The sequence below is a fragment of the Aestuariispira insulae genome (assembly GCF_003385955.1).
Classification (GTDB): Bacteria; Pseudomonadota; Alphaproteobacteria; order UBA8366; family Aestuariispiraceae; genus Aestuariispira; species Aestuariispira insulae.
The window spans coordinates 18,526-44,543 of the sequence record NZ_QRDW01000015.1; the positions used below are offsets into that span (position 1 = coordinate 18,526).

The 26,018-nt window shown below is 54.2% G+C and carries 21 protein-coding genes; 6 read left to right on the forward strand and 15 right to left on the reverse strand.

The annotated features are described in order from the left end of the window. From DFP90_RS20710 to glpD, 5 genes are read right to left on the reverse strand one after another with little or no spacing between them, the layout of a single operon-like run. On the reverse strand, positions 1 to 801 hold the full coding sequence (locus DFP90_RS20710; RefSeq protein ID WP_115939080.1) for a carbohydrate ABC transporter permease: 801 nt from the start codon (positions 799 to 801) through the stop codon (positions 1 to 3). Continuing rightward, positions 798 to 1,661: a carbohydrate ABC transporter permease gene (locus tag DFP90_RS20715; protein WP_115939082.1), complete on the reverse strand. Its 864-nt coding sequence runs from the start codon at positions 1,659 to 1,661 to the stop codon at positions 798 to 800. Before DFP90_RS20715 ends, DFP90_RS20710 begins: the two co-directional genes overlap by 4 nt. Before the next feature lie 4 nt (positions 1,662 to 1,665). Continuing rightward, a complete protein-coding gene (locus DFP90_RS20720) occupies positions 1,666 to 2,736 on the reverse strand; it encodes an ABC transporter ATP-binding protein (RefSeq protein ID WP_115939084.1) in 1,071 nt (356 codons plus the stop codon). A 2-nt stretch (positions 2,737 to 2,738) separates the two neighbouring features. Continuing rightward, entirely contained in the window at positions 2,739 to 3,836 is a 1,098-nt protein-coding gene (locus DFP90_RS20725) for an ABC transporter ATP-binding protein (protein ID WP_115939086.1), read from the reverse strand. Next, positions 3,833 to 5,380: a glycerol-3-phosphate dehydrogenase gene (glpD, locus tag DFP90_RS20730; RefSeq protein ID WP_115939088.1), complete on the reverse strand. Its 1,548-nt coding sequence runs from the start codon at positions 5,378 to 5,380 to the stop codon at positions 3,833 to 3,835. The genes DFP90_RS20725 and glpD overlap by 4 nt, the downstream gene beginning before the upstream one ends. Before the next feature lie 417 nt (positions 5,381 to 5,797). Between glpD and glpK the strand changes: the two genes are divergently transcribed. Then, complete coding sequence (gene glpK / locus DFP90_RS20735) at positions 5,798 to 7,279, forward strand: glycerol kinase GlpK (RefSeq protein WP_115939090.1); 1,482 nt, start codon at positions 5,798 to 5,800, stop codon at positions 7,277 to 7,279. 7 nt (positions 7,280 to 7,286) lie between these two features. Here the strand turns inward: glpK and DFP90_RS20740 are convergent, their stop codons facing one another. Further along, positions 7,287 to 8,186: a LysR family transcriptional regulator gene (locus DFP90_RS20740; protein WP_115939092.1), complete on the reverse strand. Its 900-nt coding sequence runs from the start codon at positions 8,184 to 8,186 to the stop codon at positions 7,287 to 7,289. 109 nt (positions 8,187 to 8,295) lie between these two features. Here DFP90_RS20740 and DFP90_RS20745 point away from each other — a divergent pair, with 109 nt between their 5' ends. Then, positions 8,296 to 8,898, forward strand: coding sequence for a short chain dehydrogenase (locus DFP90_RS20745; protein ID WP_115939094.1), 603 nt, complete (start codon positions 8,296 to 8,298; stop codon positions 8,896 to 8,898). 99 nt (positions 8,899 to 8,997) lie between these two features. Here DFP90_RS20745 and DFP90_RS20750 read toward each other — a convergent pair whose 3' ends face one another. From DFP90_RS20750 to DFP90_RS20765, 4 genes are read right to left on the reverse strand one after another with little or no spacing between them, the layout of a single operon-like run. After that, entirely contained in the window at positions 8,998 to 10,605 is a 1,608-nt protein-coding gene (locus DFP90_RS20750) for a GMC family oxidoreductase (protein WP_115939096.1), read from the reverse strand. A gap of 11 nt (positions 10,606 to 10,616) precedes the next feature. Beyond that, positions 10,617 to 11,801, reverse strand: coding sequence for a mandelate racemase/muconate lactonizing enzyme family protein (locus DFP90_RS20755; protein WP_115939098.1), 1,185 nt, complete (start codon positions 11,799 to 11,801; stop codon positions 10,617 to 10,619). Positions 11,802 to 11,827: 26 nt separating this feature from the next. Next, positions 11,828 to 13,321 carry an aldehyde dehydrogenase family protein gene (locus DFP90_RS20760; RefSeq protein ID WP_115939100.1) on the reverse strand — a complete coding sequence of 498 codons (1,494 nt, stop codon included), beginning with the start codon at positions 13,319 to 13,321 and terminating at the stop codon, positions 11,828 to 11,830. Between the two features lie 34 nt (positions 13,322 to 13,355). Continuing rightward, complete coding sequence (locus DFP90_RS20765) at positions 13,356 to 14,471, reverse strand: mandelate racemase/muconate lactonizing enzyme family protein (protein WP_115939102.1); 1,116 nt, start codon at positions 14,469 to 14,471, stop codon at positions 13,356 to 13,358. Positions 14,472 to 14,607: 136 nt separating this feature from the next. Here DFP90_RS20765 and DFP90_RS23240 point away from each other — a divergent pair, with 136 nt between their 5' ends. From DFP90_RS23240 to DFP90_RS20780, 3 genes are all read left to right on the forward strand, one after another. Next, positions 14,608 to 15,471, forward strand: coding sequence for a LysR substrate-binding domain-containing protein (locus DFP90_RS23240; RefSeq protein ID WP_281269709.1), 864 nt, complete (start codon positions 14,608 to 14,610; stop codon positions 15,469 to 15,471). Positions 15,472 to 15,584: 113 nt separating this feature from the next. Next, positions 15,585 to 16,838: an O-antigen ligase family protein gene (locus DFP90_RS20775; protein ID WP_147301081.1), complete on the forward strand. Its 1,254-nt coding sequence runs from the start codon at positions 15,585 to 15,587 to the stop codon at positions 16,836 to 16,838. A 133-nt stretch (positions 16,839 to 16,971) separates the two neighbouring features. After that, positions 16,972 to 18,357, forward strand: coding sequence for a hypothetical protein (locus tag DFP90_RS20780; RefSeq protein ID WP_147301082.1), 1,386 nt, complete (start codon positions 16,972 to 16,974; stop codon positions 18,355 to 18,357). A 56-nt stretch (positions 18,358 to 18,413) separates the two neighbouring features. On the opposite strand, the gene asnB is transcribed toward DFP90_RS20780, so the two are convergent. Both asnB and DFP90_RS20790 read right to left on the reverse strand, forming a co-directional pair. Continuing rightward, positions 18,414 to 20,348, reverse strand: coding sequence for an asparagine synthase (glutamine-hydrolyzing) (asnB, locus tag DFP90_RS20785; protein WP_115939110.1), 1,935 nt, complete (start codon positions 20,346 to 20,348; stop codon positions 18,414 to 18,416). Positions 20,349 to 20,371: 23 nt separating this feature from the next. Beyond that, positions 20,372 to 21,574: a glycosyltransferase gene (locus DFP90_RS20790; protein ID WP_115939112.1), complete on the reverse strand. Its 1,203-nt coding sequence runs from the start codon at positions 21,572 to 21,574 to the stop codon at positions 20,372 to 20,374. Between the two features lie 305 nt (positions 21,575 to 21,879). On the opposite strand from DFP90_RS20790, the gene DFP90_RS20795 reads away from it, so the two are divergent. Beyond that, positions 21,880 to 23,043, forward strand: coding sequence for a hypothetical protein (locus DFP90_RS20795; protein WP_115939114.1), 1,164 nt, complete (start codon positions 21,880 to 21,882; stop codon positions 23,041 to 23,043). 52 nt (positions 23,044 to 23,095) lie between these two features. Here the strand turns inward: DFP90_RS20795 and DFP90_RS20800 are convergent, their stop codons facing one another. From DFP90_RS20800 to DFP90_RS20810, 3 genes are read right to left on the reverse strand one after another with little or no spacing between them, the layout of a single operon-like run. Beyond that, on the reverse strand, positions 23,096 to 24,124 hold the full coding sequence (locus tag DFP90_RS20800; protein WP_115939116.1) for a glycosyltransferase family 2 protein: 1,029 nt from the start codon (positions 24,122 to 24,124) through the stop codon (positions 23,096 to 23,098). Then, complete coding sequence (locus DFP90_RS20805; RefSeq protein ID WP_115939118.1) at positions 24,121 to 25,254, reverse strand: glycosyltransferase family 4 protein; 1,134 nt, start codon at positions 25,252 to 25,254, stop codon at positions 24,121 to 24,123. The genes DFP90_RS20800 and DFP90_RS20805 overlap by 4 nt, the downstream gene beginning before the upstream one ends. Further along, positions 25,247 to 26,011 carry a class I SAM-dependent methyltransferase gene (locus DFP90_RS20810; protein WP_115939120.1) on the reverse strand — a complete coding sequence of 255 codons (765 nt, stop codon included), beginning with the start codon at positions 26,009 to 26,011 and terminating at the stop codon, positions 25,247 to 25,249. Before DFP90_RS20810 ends, DFP90_RS20805 begins: the two co-directional genes overlap by 8 nt. Positions 26,012 to 26,018 lie beyond the last annotated feature (7 nt).

Here is a 26,018-nt window from a genome sequence, read left to right on the forward strand (position 1 = left end):
TTAAACCCTCCCCATTGCAAAGCCTTTGGCGATATGGTTCCGCACGAACCAGATCACGATGGCACCAGGCACGATGGTCAAGACACCAGCCGCCGCCAGCAGGCCCAATTCATAGCCGGAGCTGCTGGCCGTTTTGGTCATGATGGCGGCGATCGGTTTTGCTTCCACGGTTGTCAGGGTTTTTGCCAAGAGCAGCTCAACCCATGAGAACATGAAGCAGAAGAAGGCCGTTACCCCGATCCCGCTCGAAATCAGCGGCATGAAGATCTTCACGAAAAACTTCGGAAAGCTGTAGCCGTCGATATAGGCGGTTTCGTCAATTTCCTTCGGAACACCGGACATGAACCCTTCAAGGATCCAGACCGCCAGCGGGATGTTGAACAGGCAATGCGCCAGGGCAACAGCCAGATGGGTGTCAAACAGCCCCATGGCGGAATAGAGCTGCAGGAACGGCAGGGCGAAAACCGCCGGTGGCGCCATACGGTTGGTTAGCAGCCAGAAAAACAGATGCTTGTCGCCCAGGAACCGATAACGCGAAAACGCATAGGCCGCCGGCAATGCAAAGGAAACCGAGATGACCGTGTTCAACGCCACATAGGCAATCGAGTTGATATAGCCTGAATACCAGGTGCTGTCGGTCAGGATTTTCACATATGATTCAACCGTGAATTCCGACGGCCACAAGCTGAAACCGCCCAGGATCTCATTCGTGGTTTTGAAGGACATGCTGACCAACCAGTAAATCGGCAGCATCAGGAATAGGATATAGAGGGTCGGGACGAGCCAGCGATACCGGTTCATTCTTTTTCTCCCTGCATCGTCAATGTGTAGAAGAGCCAGCAGACCAGGAGTGTCATCAGGAAGTAGATGATGCTCATGGAGGCTGCGATGCCGAGGTTGAACTCTCCCAGGCCCGCTTTCACCAAATCGATTGAAAGCAAGGTGGTGGAGTTACCCGGACCGCCACCGGTCAGAACGAACGGCTCGGTATAGATCATGAAGCTGTCCATGAAGCGCAGCAGGAAAGCGATGGTCAGCACATGCTTGAGTTTGGGGAGCTGGATATAGCGGAACACGGACCAGCGGGAAGCCGCATCAATACGGGCCGCCTGATAATAGGCGTCATCGATCGAACGCAAGCCCGCATAGGCCAGCAACACCACCAGCGACGTCCAATGCCAGACATCCATCAGGACCATGGTGATCCAGGCGGAAATGGGCTGGCTGGTGAAATTGTAGTCTATGCCCATCGCGTTGATCGTGTAGCCCAGAAGGCCGATATCGGGCAGCGCGAAAATGTTCCACATGGCACCGACAACGTTCCACGGAATCAACAGCGGCAGCGCCATAAGAACCAGACAGACAGAAGCCCACACACCGCTGCGCGGCATGGCAAGCGCGATACCAACCCCAAGCGGGATCTCGATCGCCAGAATGATGAAGGTATAGCTGAACTGGCGGAAAAGCGCGTTATGAAAACGCTCGGATTCCAGCACCTCACGGAACCAGCGGGCCCCTTCAAAGAAAAATACGTTATTGCCGAACGTGTCCTGAACCGAATAGTTCACAACCGTCATCAACGGCACGACAGCATTCATGGCCACGATCAACAAGACCGGCAGGACCATGAACCAGGCTTTGTTATTCCAGGTTTTATTCATCGGTTCAGGCCCCCAGTTCCACACGCCAGTCGTTGGCGTAAACATTGATACCCTTGGGGTCGAACGCGATTTTCGCATCGGTCGGAACAGATTCATCCTCACCGATCACTATTGCGATATTGCGTCCTTCCAACTGGGCACGGACGATCTTTTGCCGTCCGACATCTTCGACCTTGTTCACGGTCACGGGCATACCTTTGGCGTCAAGCCGGATGAATTCCGGGCGCACGCCAAGCTCAACCTTGTCCCCGGCCTTGACCTTCGCGGCCCCCGGCAGACTAACCGTCTGGCCGCCCAGTTTCGCCGAAGCGCCATCCAGTTCAATCGGCATGACATTCATGCCCGGCGAGCCGATGAAATAGCCGACAAAGGTGTGGCTGGGTTTGATGAACAATTCTTCCGGCGTACCAAGCTGGACGATCTGACCATCATACATGACAACCACCTTGTCCGCGAAGGTCAGAGCTTCGGTCTGGTCATGGGTGACATAGACCATGGTATGTTCGAACTGACGGTGCAGCAGCTTCAGCTTGGACCGAAGATGCCATTTCATATGCGGGTCAATCACGGTAAGCGGTTCATCAAAGAGAATCGCATTCACGTCATTACGCACCAGGCCACGGCCCAGAGAAATGGTCTGTTTCGCATCCGCGGTCAGGCCGCGTGCGCGGGTCATCAGCGCATCGTTCAGATCAAGATGGCTTGCGATTTCACGCACCCTGGCATCCACTTCGGCTTCCGGCACATGCCGGTTGCGCAACGGGAAGGCCAGATTGTCATAGACCGTCATGGTGTCGTAGATCACCGGAAACTGGAAAACCTGCGCGATATTACGATCCTGCGGCTGCAGGTCGGTCATATCCTTGCCATCAAAAAGGACTTGGCCTTCTGACGGTCGCAACAGACCGGAGATGATATTCAACAAGGTGGTCTTGCCGCATCCCGACGGCCCCAGCAGCGCATAGGCGCCGCCATCGTCCCAGGTATGGTTCATCCGGGTCAGCGCATAATCATTATCGCTTTTCGGATTGGGCAGGTAGGAATGGGCGAGATTGCTAAGATCAATGCGTGCCATGATTAAGCCGCCCCCTTCATTTTAGCGCGGTTGGGAGCCGCCACAAGGTTGCCGCCGCGTTCAAAGATATAAAGCCGCTTGGGATCCATATAAAATGTCATGGTCTCACCAAGACGCGGATCATGCACACCCTCTTCCTGGATAACCCAGGAGACATCATTGTAATGGACATGGACAAAGGTTTCGGAACCGGTGATTTCTGCCAGCTCCACCTGCCCCTGCATGGCGATGGAATGCGCGCCTTCCGGTGCCACCGTCAGATGATTGGCACGAATGCCGACGGTGTATTTCCCATTGCTGAGGCCTGCGAGATGGCCCTCAAGCGCAATCTTCTGGCCACTGCCGAGAAACAGCGTGCCGTTTTCCGCTTCCGCATCCACATAGTTGATCGGCGGGTCGGAGAAAATGGTGCCGGTCTGAACACAAGCCGGATTGTGGTAAACCTCGGCTGCCGGCCCGAACTGCATCAGGCGCCCCTCATGCATTACGGCTGTTTTGCCGCCCAGCAACAGGGCTTCCATCGGTTCCGTGGTCGCGTAAACAACGATGGTATTGCGGTCCTTGAACAGCCGCGGGATTTCATCGCGCAATTCCTCACGCAGTTTGTAATCCAAGTTGACCAGCGGTTCGTCCAGCAACAAAAGCGACGAATCCTTAACCATGGCGCGCGCCATGGCGGTCCGCTGCTGCTGGCCGCCGGACAGTTCCAGCGGCAGCCGGTCCAGCAGATGTTCGATATGCATCAGTTCGGCAGTTTCCCGAACGCGCTTATCGATCTCGCTGTTTTCCATTTTCGAAAGTTTCAAGGGGGATGCAATATTATCGAAAACCGTCATGGACGGATAATTGATGAATTGCTGATAGACCATAGCCACATTGCGCTGCTGTACCGGAATGCCTGTAACATCCTGGCCGTCAACAAGAACACGGCCTTCGGTCGGGCGTTCCAGCCCGGCCATCAGCCGCATCAACGTGGTTTTTCCTGCCAGGGTACGCCCCAGCAGAACATTTAAGCTTCCCGGTTCCAAAGTCAGGGAGACGTCCCCGATATGAACTTCGCCGCTTACGGTCTTGGTTGCATTTTCCAAGGCCAATGTCATTGCGCCGATACCTTCCTACTATCTGTTAGTGGCGCACCCGTATCCAGACCCGCAAACCAATCTTCAATATTTTTTATTGTTTTTTCAGATAGATGCAGACCAAGCTTGGACCGGCGCCAAAGAATATCCTCGGCCGTGCGCGCCCATTCCTGTTCAACAAGATAGGACATTTCTGCCCCATATATGTTTTCACCCAGATCGTCCCCCAGCCCTGCCAGCGAAGTGGCATCGCCCAATATGTTTTTGAGACAAGTACCGTAATTTCGGGCATAGCGATATGCAAGCTGATCCGGCAGCCAGGGGTAACTTTTTTTCACTTCCGCAAGGAATTTGTCAAAATTCGCACCTGGGATATCACCACCCGGCAAAGCGGCCGACGCGGTCCAGGGGCGGTCATCCACTGACAGGAAACCACAAAGTTTCTGCAGCGCATGCTCCGCAAGCTTGCGATAAGTGGTGATTTTGCCGCCAAAGATATTCAAAAGCGGCGCCTCACCGTCCCCGCCGTCCGTTTTCAGGACATAATCGCGGGTCACCTTGGAGGCATCCTGGGATCCGTCAGAATAGAGCGGACGCACCCCGGAATAGGTCCAGACCACATCGGTAGGTGTAATCTGCTTTTCGAAATAACTGTTGGACAATTCGCAAAGATAGCTGACCTCATCCTCGGAGATCGCCACATGCGCCGGATCGCCTTCATAATTCACGTCCGTCGTGCCGATCAGCGTGAAATCCCCTTCATAGGGAATGGCGAAGACAATGCGCCCGTCCGGATTCTGGAAAATATAGCAGCGGTCGTGATCAAACAGCTTTGGCACCACGATATGGGAGCCCTTAACCATCCGGATATCTTTTTCCGAGGATTTGGTCTCCACACGATCACCAAGAATGGAGGTGCACCATGGCCCCGCCGCATTCACCAAAGTTCGGGCCGCGATAGTATCCTCTCGACCTGTTGCCAAGTCCCGGACGGTGACCTCCCAATGATCGCCCATGCGCACCGCACGGACACACTCCGTGCGCACCCGGATGTCAGCACCGCGATCCCGGGCGTCCATGGCGTTCAATACCACCAGCCTGGCATCCTGAACCCAGCAATCCGAATATTCGAAGGCCTTGACCATATCCGGTTTCAGCGGCCGGCCAACCGCGTGGGTCTTGAGATTGACCCCGTTTGACGCCGGCAGCAGTTTCCGACCGCCCAGATGGTCATACAAAAACAGCCCCATGCGAATCAGCCAAGTCGGCCGCAGCCCCTTAACATGGGGCAGAATGAAGCGCAGAGGCCAAATGATATGCGGGGCAGCGCGCAACAGAACTTCACGTTCCTTCAATGCTTCACGCACCAGCCTAAACTCGTAATGCTCCAGATAGCGCAAGCCACCATGGATCAATTTCGTACTCGCGGAAGATGTCCCGCAGGCCAGGTCTTTCTGTTCGCACAAAAAGACGGAAAGGCCACGTCCTGCGGCGTCCCGGGCAATTCCTGCTCCGTTGATCCCGCCACCAATGATGGCGATGTCGTATGGGGCCGTTCCAGTCAAACCTGACTACTCCAATATCTCTAGTTTATGTCCAGACTTGCTTCCCTCTTGCGGAAAGCCAAAATTTTCGTTTCCGAATAAAACAGCGATTCATTTTCGTTTCAATCGAAAATTAGCCATAAACCTGAAATAGTCGAAAAATGCTGCAATGCAAAACAGAAAAGTTATTCTATATATTTGTTTTTAAATGTTTTTATAATTTCCGCAAAAACCAAGAATACCGCTTCGCACCATCGGTAAAACACCTGGAATATACGAAAATCACTATTTTCATTTCCGATACAATCTTTCAAATCGGAACCAGCATTCTTGACAGATCCCCCTCCTCTACGCTTATTGATCCCAGAGAAAATCAAGCAATTATGCGCCCGACGGCATCAAACAGCCCGTTTCAGGCGACCGAACAGGAGAGTTTTCATGTCGCAAGACCGTCTTATTCTTGCCATTGATCAGGGCACAACCAGCAGCCGGGCCATTGTCTTTGACGAATCAGGCAGCATCCGCGCGGTTGCCCAGCAGGAATTCCCGCAGCATTTCCCAAATGACGGCTGGGTCGAACATGATCCGGAGGATATATGGGACAGCACTTTGGAGGTTTGCCGGGCCGCGCTTTCCAAAGTCAATATCGAAAAAGTGGTTTCGGTCGGCATCACCAACCAGCGCGAAACCACCGTGGTCTGGGACCGCGCAACTGGCAAGGCCATCTATAACGCCATCGTCTGGCAGGATCGCAGGACAGCCGCCATCTGCGCGGGCCTGCGCGATGCCGGACATAGTGAAACCGTTACCGAACGTTCCGGTCTGCTGCTCGACCCCTATTTCTCCGGCACCAAAGCAGCCTGGATTCTCGACAATGTGGAAGGCGCGCGGGCAAAAGCGGAAGCAGGTGAATTGGCCTTTGGAACGATCGACAGTTTCCTGCTCTGGCGCCTGACCGGCGGCCAGGTCCATGCCACTGACGCCACCAACGCATCACGCACCAATCTCTATAATATCCATACGGCCCAATGGGATCCGAAACTTCTGGAAATATTCAATGTTCCAGAGGCCATTCTGCCGACCGTCCAGGATTGCGCATCGGATTTCGGTCAAACTGAAGCCAGCCTGTTTGGCCGCAGCCTGCCCATCGGTGGCATCGCCGGTGACCAGCAGGCCGCCGCGATCGGCCAATGCTGTTTCGAACCGGGTATGATTAAAAGCACCTATGGCACCGGCTGTTTCGTCATTTTGAATACGGGGGAAAAGGCTGTTCGATCCAACAACCGCCTTCTGACAACGGTGGGATACCGCCTGGATGGCAAGACCACCTATGCCATTGAGGGGGCGATCTTTGTTGCCGGCGCGGCGGTTCAATGGCTGCGCGACGGGCTTGGCCTGATCAAATCCGCCTCGGAAACCGAAGATCTGGTGAAATCCACCGATGGCAATCATGGCGTCTACCTGGTCCCCGCCTTCACCGGCCTTGGCGCCCCCTACTGGGATCCCGATGCCAGAGGGGCCATTTTCGGCCTGACCCGGGATACCGGACCGAAGGAATTTGTCCGGGCGGCACTGGAATCGGTCTGCTACCAGACCTTCGACCTTTTTGAGGCCATGGCGGAAGACGGCGTACGCCCCAAGGCCCTGCGCGTGGACGGCGGCATGGTCAGCAATGACTGGGTCACGCAATATCTCTCCGATATTTTGAATATCGAAGTTGACCGCCCGGTCATCACCGAAACAACCGCCTTGGGAGCAGCCTACCTGGCCGGGCTGCAAGCCGGCATTTTTGAAAGCCTGGAAGATATCGCCTCGAAATGGGGCTGCGAGCGCAGCTTCTTACCCAACATGGAAGATTCGGACCGAAACCGCCTGACCGCCAACTGGCGCGACGCCGTTTCCAGGATACGGAAAAACTGACGCCTGCTTACTCTACGGCGGATTCCAGCCGTTTTGACAGAGCAGGACGCAGATAGGCGGCAACAGCCGACAGTTTTTCCGGCAGAGGCGACTGGTAGGGATAGGCCATCAAAATCGGCCATTCCCCGCCCTGCCAGGGCTCGAGACATCTCTTTCCCCGCCCTTCCAGCATGGCCAGGCAATAGTCCGGCGCAAGCGCAACCCCATCATTGCGCAAAGCGACATCCACCAACAGGGCATAGTCCGAAATGAACGCCGCCCCCTCCGGTTCCAGATCCACGGTTTGCTGCCCATTGGACACACTGAGCACACCGTCACGCATGGAATAGGGGTTGATATAGAGCGGCCGGGCATGAAGATCCGCCAAGGAGGCCGCATGCCCCTCCGCCTCTATTGCCGGGCCTCCCACAAAAACCTCCCGTGCCGCGCCCAAAGGATGTGCGATTAAACTCTCATCGACCGGAGATCCTGCCCGGATGGCCATATCAATGCCCTTCCCCGCCAGATCGAGATTCTCATTTGACGGAAGGATGTGAAACCGAACCTCCGGAAATGCTCTCTCCAACCCGGGCATTTCTGGCGCCAAAAGATATGCGCACAGGCTGAGCGGAGCAGTGATCACAAACTTGCCGGCCACGCCCAGATCGAGTGTTTGCGCCTGTCGCGCAAGCCTGATCGCAGAATGATAATGCTGGACTGCCTGCTCATGAAAACGGGTGCCGGCATCAGTTAAAACCAAACGGCGCGTTGAACGGTGCAGCAACCGGATCCCCAACCGCCCTTCCAACTCTCCCAGCTTTCTACTGACATGAGCCTTGGAGCATCCCAGCGCCTTTGCCGCCGCCGTAAAGCTTCCCGCCTCACAGATTGCCGCAAAACAAAGTATCTCTTCCTGTATAGCCAACATCTTATTGTTACCAAATAGAAACAGTACATTACAAATAGGGCTATAAACCCTTTTCGTCAAAGAGATTATATAGTTTTGGAAACAAAATTCCTGATTTGAGGATCATATAATGAGCAAAAAAATCGTTGTCGTCGGCGCAAGCGGTACCCTGGGCCGGGCCATCACCGGAAATCTTGAGAAAGACCATGAGGTCATTCGTGCCGGGCGCTCCGGGTCGGATCTGATCCTGGACGCATCCAACCTGGAACAGCTGCAAACCGCGTTTTCGGAGCTGGGATCCATAGATGCGCTGGTTTCCTGCATCGGCACCGTGCCGTTCACCCCTTTTATGGACACAGCCCCAGAGGATTTCAATCAGGGCCTGCTCAATAAATTCGGCCATCAGGCCAACCTTGTCCGGGCCGCCCTGCCCCGGCTCTCCGCCGGCGGATCAATTACACTGACCAGCGGCATCCTGGCTGATGAGCCTCTGGTCAGGGCCAGTTGCGCCGCCTCCGCCAATATGGCGCTACACGGATTTACAATGGCGATTGCCGCCGAACAGCTCGGCAAGGCCCGGATCAATTGCATCAGCCCTTCGGTTGTCGAAGATTCCGTTGAAAAATATGGTTCCTTTTTTGACGGCTTTCCCGTGACAATGATGCCAGACCTGATTACAGCCTATCGCAGAAGCATCTTTGGGCCCATTACGGGCAAAGTGATACGCTGTTGATCCGTTTTTGCAAAAAAAAGGCCGCTGAAAAGCGGCCTTATTCTTTCCTCCAGGAATTCCAATCGTTCCCATAGGGATCGACGCAGGCTTTAGTGACCTTCAACAACCGCTCAAAATCTCTTCGGCGGCTTTCTGTCCCACCATGATCGTGGGAGCGTTTGTGTTGCCCGATGTGACGGTTGGAAAAACAGACGCATCCACGATCCGCAGGCGCTCCAGGCCGTGCACCCTGAGCTTGCTGTCCACCACGCTGGATTGTGGATCAGGCCCCATCATGCAGGTGCTGACCGGGTGGAAAATGCTGCCGGATCTCTCGCGGAAGTCCTGAACGATTTCTTCATCATTCATGGTCGAGACATCCGGGCCTTCCGCCGCCTTCACCAATTTTTGGATGGTCGGTGTCCCGGCCATGCGCTGGATCAGGCGCCCGCCTGCAATGACATCCTCGATATCCTGGTTGGTCGAGAGATAGTTTGGATGAATGGCCGGTTTGTCGACCGGATTGCCGGACCGGATTTCCAGATGGCCGCGGCTGCTGGGCCGGCAGGGCTGGAAAGACATGATGAATCCAGGATACGGGTCCGGATGCATCAGGCGCCGTTCCCCGGAAGTTTCGGTTCTGTAGGAAATCGGATTGAAATACAGCTGCAAATTGGGACGCTTCTGCTTTTCATCGCTTTTCACAAAGCCGCCGCCCTGGTTGACGCTCAGGCTCAGCGGGCCGCTTCTGGTCAGCACATAGCGCATGCCCAGCAACAGTTTTCCCCACCAGGGCGTCAGCTGATTATTCAAGGTTGGAACCGTTGCCCGGTAAAAATAGCTGATCCCCAAATGATCCTGCAGGTTCGCCCCGACATTTTTTTGATCCAGGACCACCTCGATGCCGTGTTTCCGCAACAGATCCGAAGGACCGACACCGGAGAGCTGCAACAATTTCGGGGAATTGATCGCGCCGCCGGAGACAATCACCTCCCGGCGGGCCGCCGCCTTGAACCGAACACCCCCCTGAACATATTCAACACCCGTCGCCATCTTGCCGTCCAACAGCACCCGGGTGACCTCGGCATTACTCTCCAGTTTTACATTGCCGCGTTTCATGGCCGGACGCAAAAAGGCATCGGCAGCAGAACATCGAACACCGTTTTTCGTATTAATTTGATAAAATCCAATGCCTTCCGGATCATCAATCATGCTGTCTGAGACCGGCAGCCCCATCTCGCGCGCGGCCGCTTTATAATGCTCCTTCAAGGGATGCATATCCCGATAAACATCGCTGACATAGAGCGGGCCGCCCCCATGGCTATTCCCGTCACGATCAACAAAGGTTTCCGAGCGTTTGAAATAGGGCAGCACATCCTGCCAGCCCCAGCCGGGATTGCCCATATCGCGCCAATCATTAAAATCGGAGGGCAGTCCGCGCACATAACACATGGCATTAATCGAACTGGAGCCACCGATTACCCTGCCGCGCGGCCAATAGCTGGTCCGTCCGGCAAGACCGTCAACCGGCTCGGTTTCATATTTCCAATTGACCTTTTCATCGTAGAAAAGCTTGCCGTAACCGATCGGCATCTTGATGAAGAATTTTCGGTCGGATCCGCCTGCCTCCAAGACCAGAACCTTGTTTCTGCCATCTGCGCTCAACCGGTCGGCCAGCACGCAGCCAGCCGACCCGGCCCCGATCACAATAAAGTCGAACTCTTCCATTCAACAGATCCTCACAAAGGCTGATCAGCCATGGACAGGTGCAGATCCAGCCCATCATACGGGTATTTTTCAATCACAGCTTCATCCAATTCCACGCCCAGGCCCGGCGCGGTCGGCGGAATGATGTAACCGTCTTCCCATTGGACCGTTTTCTTGAGGATTTCGGCATGGAAACCGCCCCAGGTCTGGATGCTTTCCTGGATCAGGAAGTTGGGGCTGCAGGCAGAAACCTGGATATCCGCCGCACCGCTGATCGGGCCGCAATACATATGGGGCGCGATTTGCACATAGTGGGCTTCGGCCATGCTGGCGATCTTCTTGCCCTCCAGGATGCCGCCTACCCGGCCGATGGCCATTTGCAGGATGGCAGCGGCCTGGGTTTCCAGCACCCGCTGGAAATCATATTTGGTCGCCAGCCGCTCGCCAGTTGCCACAGGAATGCTGGTCTGGCGGGCGACCCGGGCCATTTCATTGGCATTTTCCGGCGGGGTCGGTTCCTCAAACCAGAGCGGGTCGTATTTCTCCAGACGCTGGGCCAGGCGGATCGCACCGGCGGCCGTCATCTGGCCATGGGTGCCAAACAGCAGATCCGCTTTGTTGCCGACCGCCTCGCGGATCGCCTTGGTCATTTTTTCGGAATGATCCAGCATCTCCAGCTTGATCTGGCGCGGATCAAAGGCTGAATAGCCGCCAACCGGATCAAACTTCACCGCCGTAAAGCCCAGATCCACATATTCGGCCGCCCGTTCCGCTGCCATCTGAGGATCGGAATAGGCATCAGCCCTGTCCCCTTCATGGGGATAAAGATAGGTGTAACAGCGCAGTTTTTCGTGAACCTGCCCCCCCAGAAGCTCATAAACCGGCTTGTCCAATTCCTTGCCGACAATATCCCAGCAGGCCATTTCCAGGCCGCTGATCACCCCCATCAGGGAAAGGTCGGGATGCTGGGTATAGTTGGCCCCGTAAATACGCCGCCACATGCGTTCGATCTTGAACGGATCCTCACCAATCAGAAAGCGCTGGGCGGTATCCTCAATCATCTGGGTCACCACATGGGGACCGAAGGGCACCCCATAAACCTCGCCATAGCCTTCAACGCCGCTGTCTGTGGTCAGCTTCACAAACACCCAATAAAGCCCGCCGAAATGCGGCGGCGGCGTTCCGACCACCCAGGTCTTGATATCAGTGATCTTCATTTCCCATCTCCCGAAATATTTTCTTTTTAAATACGGGCAGTTACTGCCTTTATCTTACAATAAGCCTCAAGACCGGCCAGACCTTTTTCGCGACCAAATCCAGAGAGTTTGTTGCCGCCGAAAGGCACTTCCACGCCGCCTGCATAATATTCATTGATATAGAGCTGGCCTGCATCGATATCCCGGGCCAGCCGCAGCGCCTTGGTGATATCGGCGGTATAGATGGCCGCCGCCAGGCCGAAATCAGTGCCATTGGCATATTCAAGAGCCTGTTCCACGCCATCCGTCACCTGGACAGAGAGAACCGGACCAAAAATTTCTTCCTGGATCACGCGATCCTGATGCTCGACATTGTCGAGAATGGTGGGTCTGAAGAACCAGCCTTTTCCGCTTTCCAGGTCCGTGGCACGCTCGCCGCCTGCGGCAACCGTCACCCCGCGCGACCGCGCATCCTCCACATAGCCCGCAATCTTATCCAACTGCATGGCGGAATTGATCGCGCCCACATCCGGCTGCCGCAGGCCGTGGCCGACGGTCAGCTCATCGGCCCGCTTGGCGAGCTTTTCGAGAAACTCAGCATGGATCGACCGTTCAATGACCAGGCGGGAACCGGCCGAACAAATCTGGCCCGCATTGGAATAGATCGCCCAAATCATGTCCTCGACCGTCCTGTCGAGGTCACAATCAGCCAAAACGATGGCCGGGGATTTGCCACCCAGTTCCAGGGTCACGCTGGCGATATTCTTAGCTGCCGCCTCCATCACCCGACTGCCGGTGCCGACGGAACCGGTAAAAGTGATATGGCGGACACGCGGGTCTGAAACCAATGGCGCCCCTGCCTCGACGCCGGTGCCGGTCACAACATTCAAAACACCGTTCGGAAGGCCCGCCTTCTGGAACAATTCCGCAATCATCAGCGCGGTCAGCGGTGTTGTTTCCGCTGGCTTGACCACGGCCGTGCAGCCCGCTGCCAATGCCGGCGCAATGCCGCGGATCATGGTCGAGGTGGGATAGTTCCAGGGAATGATATGGGCCGTCACGCCAACCGGCTCGATCATAGTCCAGGACATATAGTCCGGCCCCAGCGGGATGGTGTCCCCCTGCAGCTTGTCCGCCGCACCGGCATAATAGTCCAGCAGGCGCGCACTGCCGCGCACATCCCCCAGCGCCTCGCTGACTGTTTTGCCGGAATCCAGCGTTTCTACCACCGCCAGCCGTTCTTCATTCTCGCGCATCAACCGGGCTGCACGACGCAGGATATTGGCCCGTTCTACCGGTGCCGCCTTCCGCCAGACCTCTTTAAAGGCTTTGTCGGAACCGGCAACCGCCTCTTCCACCTCCGCCGCGCCACCGGCAGCAAATTCGGCAAAAGCCTCACCCGTGCCCGGATCCAGGGTTTCCATCCTGTTGCCCGTCGCCGCCGCGCGCCATTGGCCATTGATGAACATATCGCCTGGAAGGCCTTCAATCCGGCCGGTTTCCAGGGCTTCAGCCCGCAGGCGGTTCAAAAGGTCGCTCATGTCTTTATCCTTACTCTCTTCGGGAAAAACCCGGTCAGTCCAGTTCGCTGATCTGATAGTCGGCAGCCGCGAGCCAATCCTCGCTGACCTCTACGCCCCAGCCCGGCCCTTCCGGGATCTGCACCTTGCCATCCCTGGCCACCAGCACAGGATCAAAAAGGCCTTCCTGCCAGGGATAATAACCCTCATTGGGCTCGATCGAGAATTCCACATAAGGCCCTGCATTCGGAATGGCCCCCATCATGTGAAGGGTGAAGACGGTGACCATGGAAAGGTTGGCTGAATGGGGGGTGCAGGGCAAACCTGCAGCCGCCCCCATTCCTGCCACGCGCAGGGTGCGCGACAGACCGCCCAGGTAGCAGATATCGGGCTGGATCACATCCACCACCTTTGAATTGATCATGTATTTCCACAGGGGAATGGAGTTGTCCTGTTCACCGCCAGTGACATCGAGGTTGAGCGCAGCGGTCACTTCCCGGGTCCAGTCCAGTTCCCAATAGGGGCAAGGCTCCTCAAAATGGACAACGCCGTGATCTTCCAGCATGCGGCCGACTTCAATTGCCTTTTTGGGCGTGTAACAGCTGTTGGCATCCACCAGCAGGGTCGCATCATCGCCAAGCGCCGCCCTCACCTGTTTGACCACGGCCTCGGTCCGGCCCGGCCATTCATCCTGGTCATGGCCGCATTCGGAACCGACACGGAATTTAAAGGCGTCATAACCATGCGCATCCCGCAATTCCGCCATGCGGCGCGCTTCATCCTCCGGGGTGATGTCCCGGCGCATGCTGGAGGCATAAACCCGGAAAGGGCGTGCCGTGCCGCCCAACAGTTCGACCACAGGCTTGCCCTTGCGCTTGCCATGCAGATCCCAGAGGGCTGTATCCAGGCCACAGAGCGCCCGGCACATGACAGAGCCGGAGAATTTATGTTCTTTTTCAGAGACGAAATCGATCAAGCCACCAATATCATCATTGGTCTCCCCCGCACTTTTGCCAAGGGCGTGCGGTGCCACCAGCCGATGAAACGCATGCGCGGAAACATCCGCTGTATAGGGGGAAATCTGTCCCCAGCCCGTCTCTCCGTCGGTGGTGGTCACACGCACCAGGGAAACAAACTCATTGGTGAAAGTTTCAAGGCTTTTGATGTTCATGACGGTTCGATAACTCGCTGTTTGGACGTCTGACCGGCATTCTTGAAGACTCTTTACGACAAAAACAAACGAAGTATTATAGCGCTTAGACACCAAAAAATTTGAAAGAACCTCCTTGTCCTACCAGCTCCCCCCCTTGAATTGGCTTCGTGCCTTTGAAGCGGCAGCCCGCCATCTCAGCTTCACCGCCGCTGCGGGTGAGCTGAATCTCACACCTGCCGCAGTCAGCCATCAGGTCCGTTCTCTGGAAGAACATTTGGAATACCAACTCTTTGAACGCCTGCCGCGCAGCCTGATGCTGACCGACATGGGCAGAGCCTATCTTCCCTCGGTGCGCAAGGCTTTCGGGGACTTATCCGTGTCGACCATGGGGCTTTTTGGTGTCAAAGGAGACTTATCTGTTTCCGTCCGCTCCACTGTATCCTTCGGAGTTATGTGGCTTGCGCCGCGTTTGAAGGGGTTCTTCGATCGATACCCTGAGATCGATGTCCGCCTGAGCACATCCAATTGGGCGGATTCACAGCCGCCGGACAGAACCGATGTCGACATCCGATATGGCGATGGTCGCTGGGGCCAAGGAGAAATAAAGCTCACACATGATGAAACGGTGATTCCATTATGCGCGCCCATGATCGCCCCGCAGATTAATACCCCTCAAGACCTAGCTTTATTTCCTCATATTCACATCATGGGCGTGGAAGATTCCTGGGATCATTTCCTGAAACACGAAAAAGTCGATCTCTCAGATAGCCAGAAAATGATCCGTGTCGACAATTCCATGTCAGCCATGGAAATGTCTGCCGCTGGAGCTGGCATATCGCTGGTTTTCAAAAGTCTGGCGCAGCCTTACATCAATTCTGGCCGCTTGGTTGTGCCTCAGCAGATGTTCTACCCTTCCCGTCAGTCACAATATATCGTATTACCCGACGGCCCCGCCAACGCCCGACCCGAAGTACAGTTGTTCATCAACTGGCTGCAGGAAGAAGCGTCTGGGGCATAACCAGGGCTAAACAACGATCAGGCATAGGAAACCGTTTGAGTTCTTAAAATCGGGGTGCTATCGAGGCCGTTCTGAAAAACGCACCCGTGATCGCTAGTCAAGTGGATAGAAGTTTGGAACGATTTGAAACAGCCAAGGCAGTGCTCTTGGGAATTTCCATTCCCATGGCTGCCTTTGGTCCCGCGCCGCTGGCGGTCACGTTGGGTTTGGCGGTTCTGTTGGTTCTGCGGGACTTCATCCGAGAAAAGAGATATTTGGATCTAGCCGAAGCGGCACGCGCGCCCCTGGGGCTAAGCCTTCTTCTCTTGTTGGGTTGGTGCCTTCTAGGGGCTCTGTTTTCCTCTGAAAAAACCTTTTCATTGATCACCTTGTTGAGAACCGCACTCAGCGTGTTGCTATGCCATGTTATCTTTCAGCAGCTTCGGGACAAACAAGCTTTCTTTAATCTGGCGGTAAAAACCCTTCTGGTCAGTTCCGCGATCGTCATTGGTTACATTTTTATCGTTCAATATCTGTATCCAGAAGCCCTGGAAATATATGCCCAATTTCGCAGCAGTGACACAAAAGTGCGCTGGGCTTTCAAAGCCTTCTCATCTGTGGCCGCTTGCCTGATCCCTATCTTCCTTTGGTTTTCCATAACAAAACAGGGATATTGGCGCATCTGCGCACTAATTCTGTTGCCTTTGGCCATAGCCATCATCTGGCGCAATGGCATCAACACCAGCCGCTCCGCCTTATTTGGACTAGCTGGCAGCATTGTGTTCCTCGCCCTCTGCTTTATCTTGCAACATTTTTCCAAGCGCCGGTTTTACGTGATTTTCACCGGCATCCTCATCACTGTTAGCCTGTTTTCAGCCTGGCTTCTCTCCGCCATGCCACATTATCCGTTCGATGGCATGGCGCTCGTGGACATTGCCCTGCCCTTTCCCGATCCCCATAGACAGGTAATTTGGGCGAGAACAGCAGAAATCATCATGGATCACCCCTTTATGGGTATTGGCCTGAATACGATCAATCTGCTGCCGCAGGCTCAGGAGACTGTGACGTTAAAATTCGCACCGGGCATGGTTAAGACAATCGAATTCATCCCCTCCCATCCGCATAACTGGATTCTGGAAATTGCTGTTGAGGCCGGCCTTGTGGGGCTGGCAATCACCTTCGCCTGTTTTACGATATTGATCGGCAATCTCTTACATGCAATCCGGGTGGGGCAAAACACTGCTTGGGTGCCGCTGGGTTTGATCGGTGTTTTCAGCATCAGTTCCATGACCAATTTTTCAATCTGGACCAGTTGGTGGCAGGCGATTTTCTTCGTTTTACTGGCCTTGTGCCTTGCCGCTGTCTACCATCATCAGGAAACCAATTGATCCGATGTTTCGCCTTATCCGTTTCACTGATCCTGTTTAACTTTCGCCCACAGACAATGCGGATCCTTCCTCTTAGCTTTCCATCCGCACCATCAGAAGCAATTGATCAATGATGTCTTTTCCTGTTCCGCGCATGATTAAGAAATTCGGCTATCTCAGTATATCGCCGCTGTTGGTCCTGGCAGGCGGCCTGTATTTTGGGATCCTTCCGCAGTTGAGCCCGGACTCAAACAGTTACATGAATTTCTCCGGCGCTAGAACCGCGGGCTACCCGATCTTCCTCAAATTTTTTGAGCTTTTGGGCGGTCTCTCCGCCGTGGTGATCGCGCAATATGGTATCGCCGCCATAGCAGGGATTTATTTAAGCCAAGCCATAAAGTCCTTTTCCGGCAGCCGGCTAATCGCCGCTGCTGCCGCGGCCCTGGCGATCGGCAATCCGGTTTGTCTAAAATTCCACAATCAAATCCTGACAGAATCGCTGTTCTACAGCCTGCTCCTGATCATCCTAGGCTCATTGGTTGCCATTTTTTCGCACCAAAAACGAAGCTCAATCTGGGTATTTTCATTGGCGATTGGCGCTTCGTTATTTGTTCGGCCCACGGCTTTTGCCTATCTGCCATTAATGGTCATTTTATTGGGGTTGGGATGGGATGGTCTAAAGGGCCGGCGCCGCGCTTTTATTGCCACAGCTATTTTTTTTCCTGTGTTGTTTCTGTTCGGCGATCATGCCTCCTTCCGGATTGTGCATGGCGATCAGCCGCGGGGATCGCTGGCCCCACTTCATCTGTTTGCCAAAGCGAGTATGATTGATAGCAACACCCAAAACCCTTTTGCCAGGGACAATCCGAGATGGGCGCTCTGGCAGGAAATGGAAGATGGCTATGCCCCCACACGCCAGTTTGTTCAACAGGCACCCTCACTGACCTCGAGGGCCTTCATGAGCCCTTTTTTCGAGGTGTTCGCCCAATATCAGTTTGCCCGGGCAGAGATCAATCTTTCCGCGCAACAAGCAGGCACCACGCCACATGAGATAATGGTAGATGTCGCCAGAAAACGGCTCGCAGCCAATCCAAGCGGATATCTCGGCAATGCCGCCCTGAATTACTATGCGCTTTGGACAATTTTCAAAGGCAGCTACCCGACACAGGTCGAAGAATTAAAGACCTATTTCGCGGAAACCCCCGTGCCCGAATCCAAAGGCAAGAAAACCGTTTTCCCACTCGCAGATCAACCGTCGAAAATATCAATCATCGCGCGGCCTGTTCTATGGGGTTTCTGGTTTTTGACCACTGTGATTTGTATTATCGGACTATATCTACTGTGGCGCCGTCAGTTAACACCGCTCTGGCGAGTCCAGATACTCCTGAGCCTGATGATACATGGCAATTTTGCCCTGATCGCCCTGACCGGCGTTGGGATACCGCGCTACACGATGACAATGTGGCCAGCCATGGCAGTCATCGCCGTGCTGTCCCTGATCCCTGTTTGGAAATTTCTGTCTGAGGTACGCCGTCGCTAGAAAAAACCAAAGATCTATCAGGAACAATCGCGTTAAACGGTCGGCACCTTAATAGGTCAGCGGTTGGCATCCGCCCAGGCATGCAGCATCAGCACATCCCAAAGGTGATACTGCCAGTTTCGTCGGCCGCTTTTATGTTCCTGCCAAAGCGTTCTGACGGGTTCAGCACGAAGGAAACCATGCCGGTTGAATGTTTCTTCCGACAATAAATCTTCCGCCCATTCAGCAAGCGGCCCGCGCAACCAACTGTCAATCGGCACGCCAAAACCCATTTTGGGGCGCTCCACCAGCGATTTTGGAACATATTTGTATAACAGCTGTTTCAACAGCCATTTTCCACCACCGTCCCGAATTTTCATATGGTGGGGCAAAGTCCAGGCAAATTCGACAATCCGGTGATCAAGGATCGGGACCCTCGCTTCCAGAGATACAGCCATGCTGGCCCTGTCCACCTTGGTGAGAATATCATCGGGCAGATATGTAACGGTATCGAGATATTGCATCCGCTGGGTAAAGTCGGGAATGCGTCCTGCCAGTCCAACATCCCAAATAATCCCCTTCGGCTCTTCCGCATCAAAAACCACATCTTCCGGCTCCATCCAGTGACTGATCAGACGCCGGTAAAAGCCATCTTGGTCCGTATTCAGGACCGCAGCCAGCTTATGCATTTTGTCGCCTGGCTGCGCTGGCCGCCTTTCCACGGGAACCAGACGGAACAGTTGATCCCAGAATCGCGGCGGAAGCGCTTTGATCCCGGCACCTGCCATCGCCTTGATCGGCCCCGGCACTGCCGCCAGTCTCCCCCCGATGCGCATGGCCTGAAAATAGCGATTATAGCCAGCAAACAACTCATCCCCGCCATCTCCGGACAAAGCGACCGTCACATGCTCGCGGGTCATGGCCGAAACTAAATAGGTTGGTATTTGGGAACTATCGGAAAATGGCTCGTCATAGAAATAAGGCAGCTTGGGAATAACAGCCATGGCCTCTTCCGGACTGACATAAAGCTCCGTGTGATCCGTGCCAAGATGCCTAGCGATCGTTTTTGCGTGCTCGGCCTCGTTATATCCTGTCTCGTTAAATCCAATCGAAAAACTGCGCACCGGCTTGTCACTAATTTTCTGCATCAGCGCCACCACAGTAGAGCTGTCGATCCCTCCTGACAGAAATGCGCCGAGCGGCACATCAGCGATCATTCGGGTTCGGATCGCCTCTTCCAGCAGATTCTCCAGCCTGCTCAGCGCTTCTTCATCGCCGCCTTCAAATTTGTTTTCTCGGCCATTGGCAACCACCTGATCCATTGACCAGTAAGTGTCAATCTTGGGTTCACGGCTGTCTTCGGAAACCCTCAGAATCTGACCCGGCAGCAGTTTGCCAATCCCTTGATAAATGCTGTGCGGGCCGGGAATGTAATTGTGGCGCATATAGCTGGCGATGGCATCCCTGTTAATGTCCTGAGGACAATCAGGATGCGCACGCAAAGCTTTAAGTTCCGAACCAAAGATCAACCGACCTGTCTGATCCTGGTGCCAATATAGCGGCTTGATACCCAGACGGTCCCGCACCAGCCACAAGCATTTCTCCCGACGGTCCCAAAGGGCGAAGGCAAACATGCCCACCAGTTTTTTGACCGTTGCATCAATTCCGTAAAGCGCGCAGCTTTCCAGAATCACTTCTGTGTCCGAATGGCCTTTGAAAACAATCCCTGCCTGTTCCAGGCCAGGCCGGATTTCATGTGAGTTATAGACCTCGCCATTGTAACAAATCACATAATTCCCACAATGAGAGACCATGGGTTGATGCCCGGCTTCGCTGAGATCCACAATCGCCAGGCGCCGGTGCGATAGTGCCAGGCCGGCATCCTCATCAACCCAGACTGCTCCGCCATCCGGGCCACGATGCAAGATTGCATCCCCCATCTTCCGGGCGAGATCCCGCAATGCCGATCCGGCTCCTGTACGGCTATCAAAAATACCGGCTATACCACACATGGGTGCACCCTTCTGAACTGGGGTTATGCTTTTTCAATTATATTGAAGGCGGGATGATGGGAAAGCGGCTGTTTGTCCATCAATATCCGATAGAGCAGCTCATATTGCTCCACACAAGTCTCAATACTGTAACTTGATCGTGCCTTATCACCTGCGGCACTGCCAAGCATCTGTCTCAAATCCGCGTCGTTGGCCAGTTTTTCTATCGCCGCAGAGAGGCTAACCGGGTTTCTGGAGGGTACGATCAGCCCATTGACCCCATCTTCCACAGCCTCTGTGTTGCCCCCTACATCCGTTGCGATAATGCCAACCGACGCAACCATTGCCTCAAGCAATGCATTGGAAAAGCCCTCTTCATGAGACGGCAGTACAAAAATATCAGAAGCGGCCAGCAATCTTGACACTGGTGAAAAAGATCCCAGGAACTTCACCCGGTCAAGGATCCCCAAATCGGCCGCACGTTTCTCAAGGGCCGCTCCATGGCCGTCATCCCGCCCGGCCAAAAGCAGGCACCAACTCCGGCGGATTTGCGCTTGGCCCAACGCCTCCAACAGATCCATATGGCCCTTATAGGGAATCAAATTCGCAACCGTGGTCAAGACAAGCGTGTCATCGGATATACCCAATTCACGCCGCAGATCCATGCCTGTATTGTCCGGAACCCTGGAAGCGTCGACACCATTATAGATCAGACCGACCTGACGCGATGGCGCATCCTCATCTTTGACAAGCTGTCGGACAACCGCCGCAGAATTTCCCAATAAAGCATGCATCCGCCGATGTAAGAACATCTCCAGAGGACGGGAAAATCTCCGTGAATTCATATAGTGATTGAGACTCCGGCGGCTCATGATCCGTTTCGCGCGGCATGTCAGCAATCCAATGGGTCCGCCAAGCCAATAGCTGGCCGGCAGGAAAAAATGCATGATCGTCGGCTGTTTGGTCACACAATAGAGCGCCAGTTGGACAGCGGTTGTTAGATGACGCAAAAGGCGGATGGGGGCAACCGGTGGCTTCTCTATATTCAATTCAAACCACGGCCTGATCAACTTGACACCCCTGGCCTCGAATTCAGGCGCCAGGCTACCTGAGAAAGCCAGTATGAAAACACGGACATCATGCCCTTTTTGCACAAGCTCCGGTAGGACTTGCAGAAGATGTGTCTCACAGCCACCGCGCTCCAGGCTGCCAATAACTGTCAGCACCATGTCTTTTTTTTGCGCCATACCGACTTACAAGACCCCCTTCATCCAATCAGGCAATGTCCGAATTCGGACCGCAACCCAAGGGTCTCTTGTAATCAAGAAATCAGTAAATTCAAGCGCAACCCAACACAGCGACCAACAGTCGACGAGGTTGAGGTCTAAAAACACCAGCTTGGAGCCAGCCGGTCATTTCAGACCGCCAACGATTAAGCAGTTGCAAATAAGTTGAGTTTTTCCGTATCTTCAGCGGTCAAATTCTGTCGGGCCGTACGGGCAGCACCTGATACAAAACGGCCGACATCCAAAGCAATAAAACGGTATCGTATATGTCCAGCCTATCAATCGACAGGACGAATCACTGGCCAATCTTCGCACTGATTATCTGTGCCCTAGCCACCTTCAAGATTCAAATTGAAGGTTTGGTGAATATCAACTTGTCCCTGTTCGAACCTATGCTGGCTGCTCTGGTTCTGCGCGCTTTCCTGCGCAGCGGAATCTTGGTTTTCAAAAAAACGGTCTTCTTTGCTGTCCTAGCTGCATCTCTGCTGGTTTTACATGCTTTTTGGACAGAGCCCTCCGCCACAGAATTTTACTCTTATTGGCTCAAGGGCTATCTTAAAAACCTGTTCATCATATTTGATTTATGCGGCCTGCATATCGTCCTGAAAGACCTTATCAAAAATGACAAAACAATCGAGGGCAAACAGGGTCTGACCCGTTTCCTACTGCCCTTTTATCTGGTTATCGGACTTATCTCCATCACCCTGTTTCATGATGAGATAACGGCAAGAACCATATTTGTGGCCAATATGGTTTTCCTGCATTTCCTCAATCTGCTGTATCGGAACTATGCCAGTCGGAGTGAAAAATACCTTATGCTGGCCTTAATGGTCTTCGCCTCCCTGTATGTCCTCAGCAAGGTCGGTGTCATCGTCGTTTTCTTTCTGATCATCGCCGACGTGCTCACCAGTTCCCATCCGACCATAAAACGATACAGAATTCCGGCGATCCTAACTTTTTTCCTGAGTTTGATCCTGATTGTTAGCTTACTTCACCATTTGGAAATCCAGGGCCGGTCCCTCGACAGTGTCACCCGCTCTTTCGACGTGCGCATGGCATTATGGACAGCAGCCCTGCAGGCCACGGCAGATACCTTCCCCAAAGGCATCGGCGCCGGTCTGTGGCGCCCCTACCTTCAGGTGGTATCGCCTGTCATGTTTGACGAAAACCACCATTACGTCCACTCAACCATACTCTCCTATACAACAGAGCTTGGCCTACTCGGCATTCTCATTCTTGGCGGCATTGGCTTTTTGTTTGCCCGCGCCTTGCTCGGCCTCCAGAGGGTTGGTTGTGCGGTCGCCCTCCTTGCCTGCACCCTGCCTTTCTTGCTGCTGCATGATATTCAGGGGATGCGCATGTTCCTGATTGCCCTAATGCTGGGGCTGGCCATCGACATCAGGCCTTCCGCTCTTCAACGCAGCCAGTAACCGTTCCCGGGCCGGCAATTGGGCCGTCAAGATCCAGGCAGGAACCGTTCAATCATCGTGCCAGACGGAGGAACACCAATCTGGCAAAATTGCGGGCAAAGATCTCCGGATACCGCCCGATCGTTACCGCCAGCAACCGGATCCAACCGGGCTCAAACGGCGGTACCACCCCCATACGGATGACCCTGTCGATCACGAATGATCTGATATAGCGTGTTTCCCTGTGCCCGAAACGTTTGACGATCCGATCAAGAATAGCCAGCGCACAAAAACAGGCGGACACACGAACCGGCCCTAGCTTGCCCGCCTCTTCACGGCCCGCCAAAAAAACAGTATCAATTTGCCGGAAAACATCAGCATCCCATTCTCCGCCCAGCAGGAAAGCGGCATAGTCGCGCTGGATTATTATGCTGTTTTCAATCTGCCGACCGCGCTTGCGGATGGAAATAGACTGGTCATGAAGCCGTTGCTTCAGCACATGCTCTGCAAGATTGGCGGCTTTGCCCGCTTTAAGGCATTCTTTCCAGAATGCCCAGTCCTGAGTGGTATCAAATGCCACATCGTATTTTAAGCCATCCCGGCTGAACAGGGATCGCCGGAACATGACGGCCGGATGAGAGAACGGATTTTGAAAAAGGTTGATCTGCCGGACATCCCTGTCTTCCAGCACATGCCCCGTCTCGCCGACGAACTTGCCATCGGGCGCGATGTGGATAACCTGCCCGCCGACAAGAACATGATCCTGATGCCGATCCAAAAAGGCAGCCTGTGCCTCAAATCGGGACGGCAGGGCGATATCATCCGCATCCATACGGGCAATATAGTCACCTTCGGCAAGGCCAATCGCCTTGTTCAGGCTCGCGGCAAGACCGATATTTGCAGAATTATTAATCAGTCGTATTTCCGGGAAACGCGCGGCGTAATCCGCCAGGATCTCAGCACTTTGATCTGTAGAGGCGTCATCTACAACAATAATCTCACTGGCCTTGAGGGTCTGATGAAGGACACTGTCTAGCGCTTCGGCCAGAAAATCGCCTGTGTTATAGACACTTAGAACGACAGAGACAGTCGCATCCTTCATGTCCGGCCCGCCTTCTGACTAACCTGGCCAAATAACGACTGTTCCATCTTCGCTATCGCCTGGACCGAAAAACGGGAAAGTGCCCAGTCCCTTGCTTTTTTTCCAAGCGACTCCGACTGCTTCCGATCCAGACCGCTAATGCGTTGAAGGCCGTGTCTCAATCCCACCAGGCTGCTATCTGCAAGTATACCGGTTTCCCCGTCCACAATTTGTTCCCGGATCCCCGGGCTGTCGGCGCCAAAGACAGGCATGCCAAAAGACATGGTTTCCAGCAGTGATTTTGGATGACCTTCATAATGAGAAGGCAGGACAAACCAGTCCGCATCAGACAAATATTCCCGCAATTTTTCCTGGGCGACGCGGCCGACAAACTGGCAATTAATGTCAAACTTTTGCGCGGTCGCCTTCAATACCCTTTCCAGAGGCCCCTCACCGATCAATGTCAGGCGCACAGGCATTCCCGCGCAAGCTTCAATGAAGGTTTCAAGATTCTTTTGTTCAGTAAAACGGCCATAAAAGGCCAGCCGCAAAAGCTCAGGTTGCCGTTTCGCCTTGAAAGGTGGACTCCAGCTTTCAGGGACAATGTAATTTGGTACAATGGTCACTTTCTCCGGTGCCAGCCCGTGCCGATCCGCTGCACGCTTCGCCAGCTCCGCCGTTGTGAAAACGGCATGAGCGCCCGCTTGAAGATTTACAAACTCATATCGGCAGGCAGCCAAAGCCTCTCGACTATCCGTCCCATATTCCGCGACCCTGTGCTCATAATGGCCATAGCCCTGGCGTACGATCAGGGGGATCTTCCAGGCGCGCGCACATCGCCTGGCTATATGTGCGCCGTAAAGCTGATTGGTTTTCAAAACGGTGGCAGCGCGCCCCACACGCGCATGCAGCCAGGGGATGAGCGCGGCATACAGCCTGAAATGCAGATGATATTCGTTGCAAAGGACTTCAACAAAATCAAAACTTTTGGCTATTTCAAGATCTTCCGGCCCGCCATAGCTGACAATGCGAACTTTCCATCCAGCTTGGGCATGCTCATGGTAAAGCGCCAGTTCGCGTTCCAGAATGCCCGCATCCTTCCAGGACTTCAGCGAGCTGCCGTAAGTCAGGAAAAGAACAAGTTCAGGCATCTGAACCGCCCGCAGGCTCGGCAACGACCCATATCTCGCCCCAACGGATTTCAGCCTTCAATATCCGCAGGCCACTTTCCTCCAGTTCCGCCATCAATTCCGGCGGCCGGTGCTCAATGAAATGCGTGACATCACTTCGATACTCAACAGCGAGTTCATCTTTCAGCGGTACTCGCCAGTCGCGCTCGTAATTTGGCACCCGGATAATGAATTTCTCGGGTTGGTGCTGTTGGCATAGAGAGCGGAGAAAAGCCGGTCGTTCCTCAATATGTTCCAGGACATTAGACAGGACCACAGTCCGGTAACCGCCCGCGCCAATCTTCCCTTTCGTGGCATCAGCACAAAAATACGACAAATTGCCACCCTGATGCGTGGCATTGGCAATATCAATACGCTCCTGGCTGATATCCACGCCCACCACCTGGGTATCTATTCTCTCTGAGATGGCTGCCGCCAAATATCCGGTATGGCAGCCAACATCCAAAATTGGCCCCCCGGCGGCAGCGGCCAGTTCGGCAAAGTGATCCACATAACCTGTCAGGCGATGTTTGACATGATGTCCATGACCATACTTAACCGCCCATTGGCCGCACATTCCGTATATATAGTTATCCATTTTCAGGAGAAAACGCAGAGTTTCAACCGGCTCCTGCCCTTGCGCCCTTAGAGAAACGGCCAGTTTCAATAGCTGTTCGAACCTTGCCTGGGGGATCAACCTTAAGATTGCGGCAATGCCTGTTTTCAAGACAGATCTCATTTTTAGG

Excerpts from the sequence above, each read along its gene's own strand:
- DFP90_RS20710 (WP_115939080.1), bottom strand. The coding sequence starts at position 801 with ATGAACCGGTATCGCTGGCTCGTCCCGACCCTCTATATCCTATTCCTG.
- DFP90_RS20715 (WP_115939082.1), bottom strand. The coding sequence starts at position 1,661 with ATGAATAAAACCTGGAATAACAAAGCCTGGTTCATGGTCCTGCCGGTC.
- DFP90_RS20720 (WP_115939084.1), bottom strand. The coding sequence starts at position 2,736 with ATGGCACGCATTGATCTTAGCAATCTCGCCCATTCCTACCTGCCCAAT.
- DFP90_RS20725 (WP_115939086.1), bottom strand. The coding sequence starts at position 3,836 with ATGACATTGGCCTTGGAAAATGCAACCAAGACCGTAAGCGGCGAAGTT.
- glpK (WP_115939090.1), top strand. The coding sequence starts at position 5,798 with ATGTCGCAAGACCGTCTTATTCTTGCCATTGATCAGGGCACAACCAGC.
- DFP90_RS20740 (WP_115939092.1), bottom strand. The coding sequence starts at position 8,186 with ATGTTGGCTATACAGGAAGAGATACTTTGTTTTGCGGCAATCTGTGAG.
- DFP90_RS20745 (WP_115939094.1), top strand. The coding sequence starts at position 8,296 with ATGAGCAAAAAAATCGTTGTCGTCGGCGCAAGCGGTACCCTGGGCCGG.
- DFP90_RS20750 (WP_115939096.1), bottom strand. The coding sequence starts at position 10,605 with ATGGAAGAGTTCGACTTTATTGTGATCGGGGCCGGGTCGGCTGGCTGC.
- DFP90_RS20755 (WP_115939098.1), bottom strand. The coding sequence starts at position 11,801 with ATGAAGATCACTGATATCAAGACCTGGGTGGTCGGAACGCCGCCGCCG.
- DFP90_RS20760 (WP_115939100.1), bottom strand. The coding sequence starts at position 13,321 with ATGAGCGACCTTTTGAACCGCCTGCGGGCTGAAGCCCTGGAAACCGGC.
- DFP90_RS20765 (WP_115939102.1), bottom strand. The coding sequence starts at position 14,471 with ATGAACATCAAAAGCCTTGAAACTTTCACCAATGAGTTTGTTTCCCTG.
- DFP90_RS20780 (WP_147301082.1), top strand. The coding sequence starts at position 16,972 with ATGATTAAGAAATTCGGCTATCTCAGTATATCGCCGCTGTTGGTCCTG.
- asnB (WP_115939110.1), bottom strand. The coding sequence starts at position 20,348 with ATGTGTGGTATAGCCGGTATTTTTGATAGCCGTACAGGAGCCGGATCG.
- DFP90_RS20790 (WP_115939112.1), bottom strand. The coding sequence starts at position 21,574 with ATGGCGCAAAAAAAAGACATGGTGCTGACAGTTATTGGCAGCCTGGAG.
- DFP90_RS20795 (WP_115939114.1), top strand. The coding sequence starts at position 21,880 with ATGTCCAGCCTATCAATCGACAGGACGAATCACTGGCCAATCTTCGCA.
- DFP90_RS20800 (WP_115939116.1), bottom strand. The coding sequence starts at position 24,124 with ATGAAGGATGCGACTGTCTCTGTCGTTCTAAGTGTCTATAACACAGGC.
- DFP90_RS20805 (WP_115939118.1), bottom strand. The coding sequence starts at position 25,254 with ATGCCTGAACTTGTTCTTTTCCTGACTTACGGCAGCTCGCTGAAGTCC.
- DFP90_RS20810 (WP_115939120.1), bottom strand. The coding sequence starts at position 26,011 with ATGAGATCTGTCTTGAAAACAGGCATTGCCGCAATCTTAAGGTTGATC.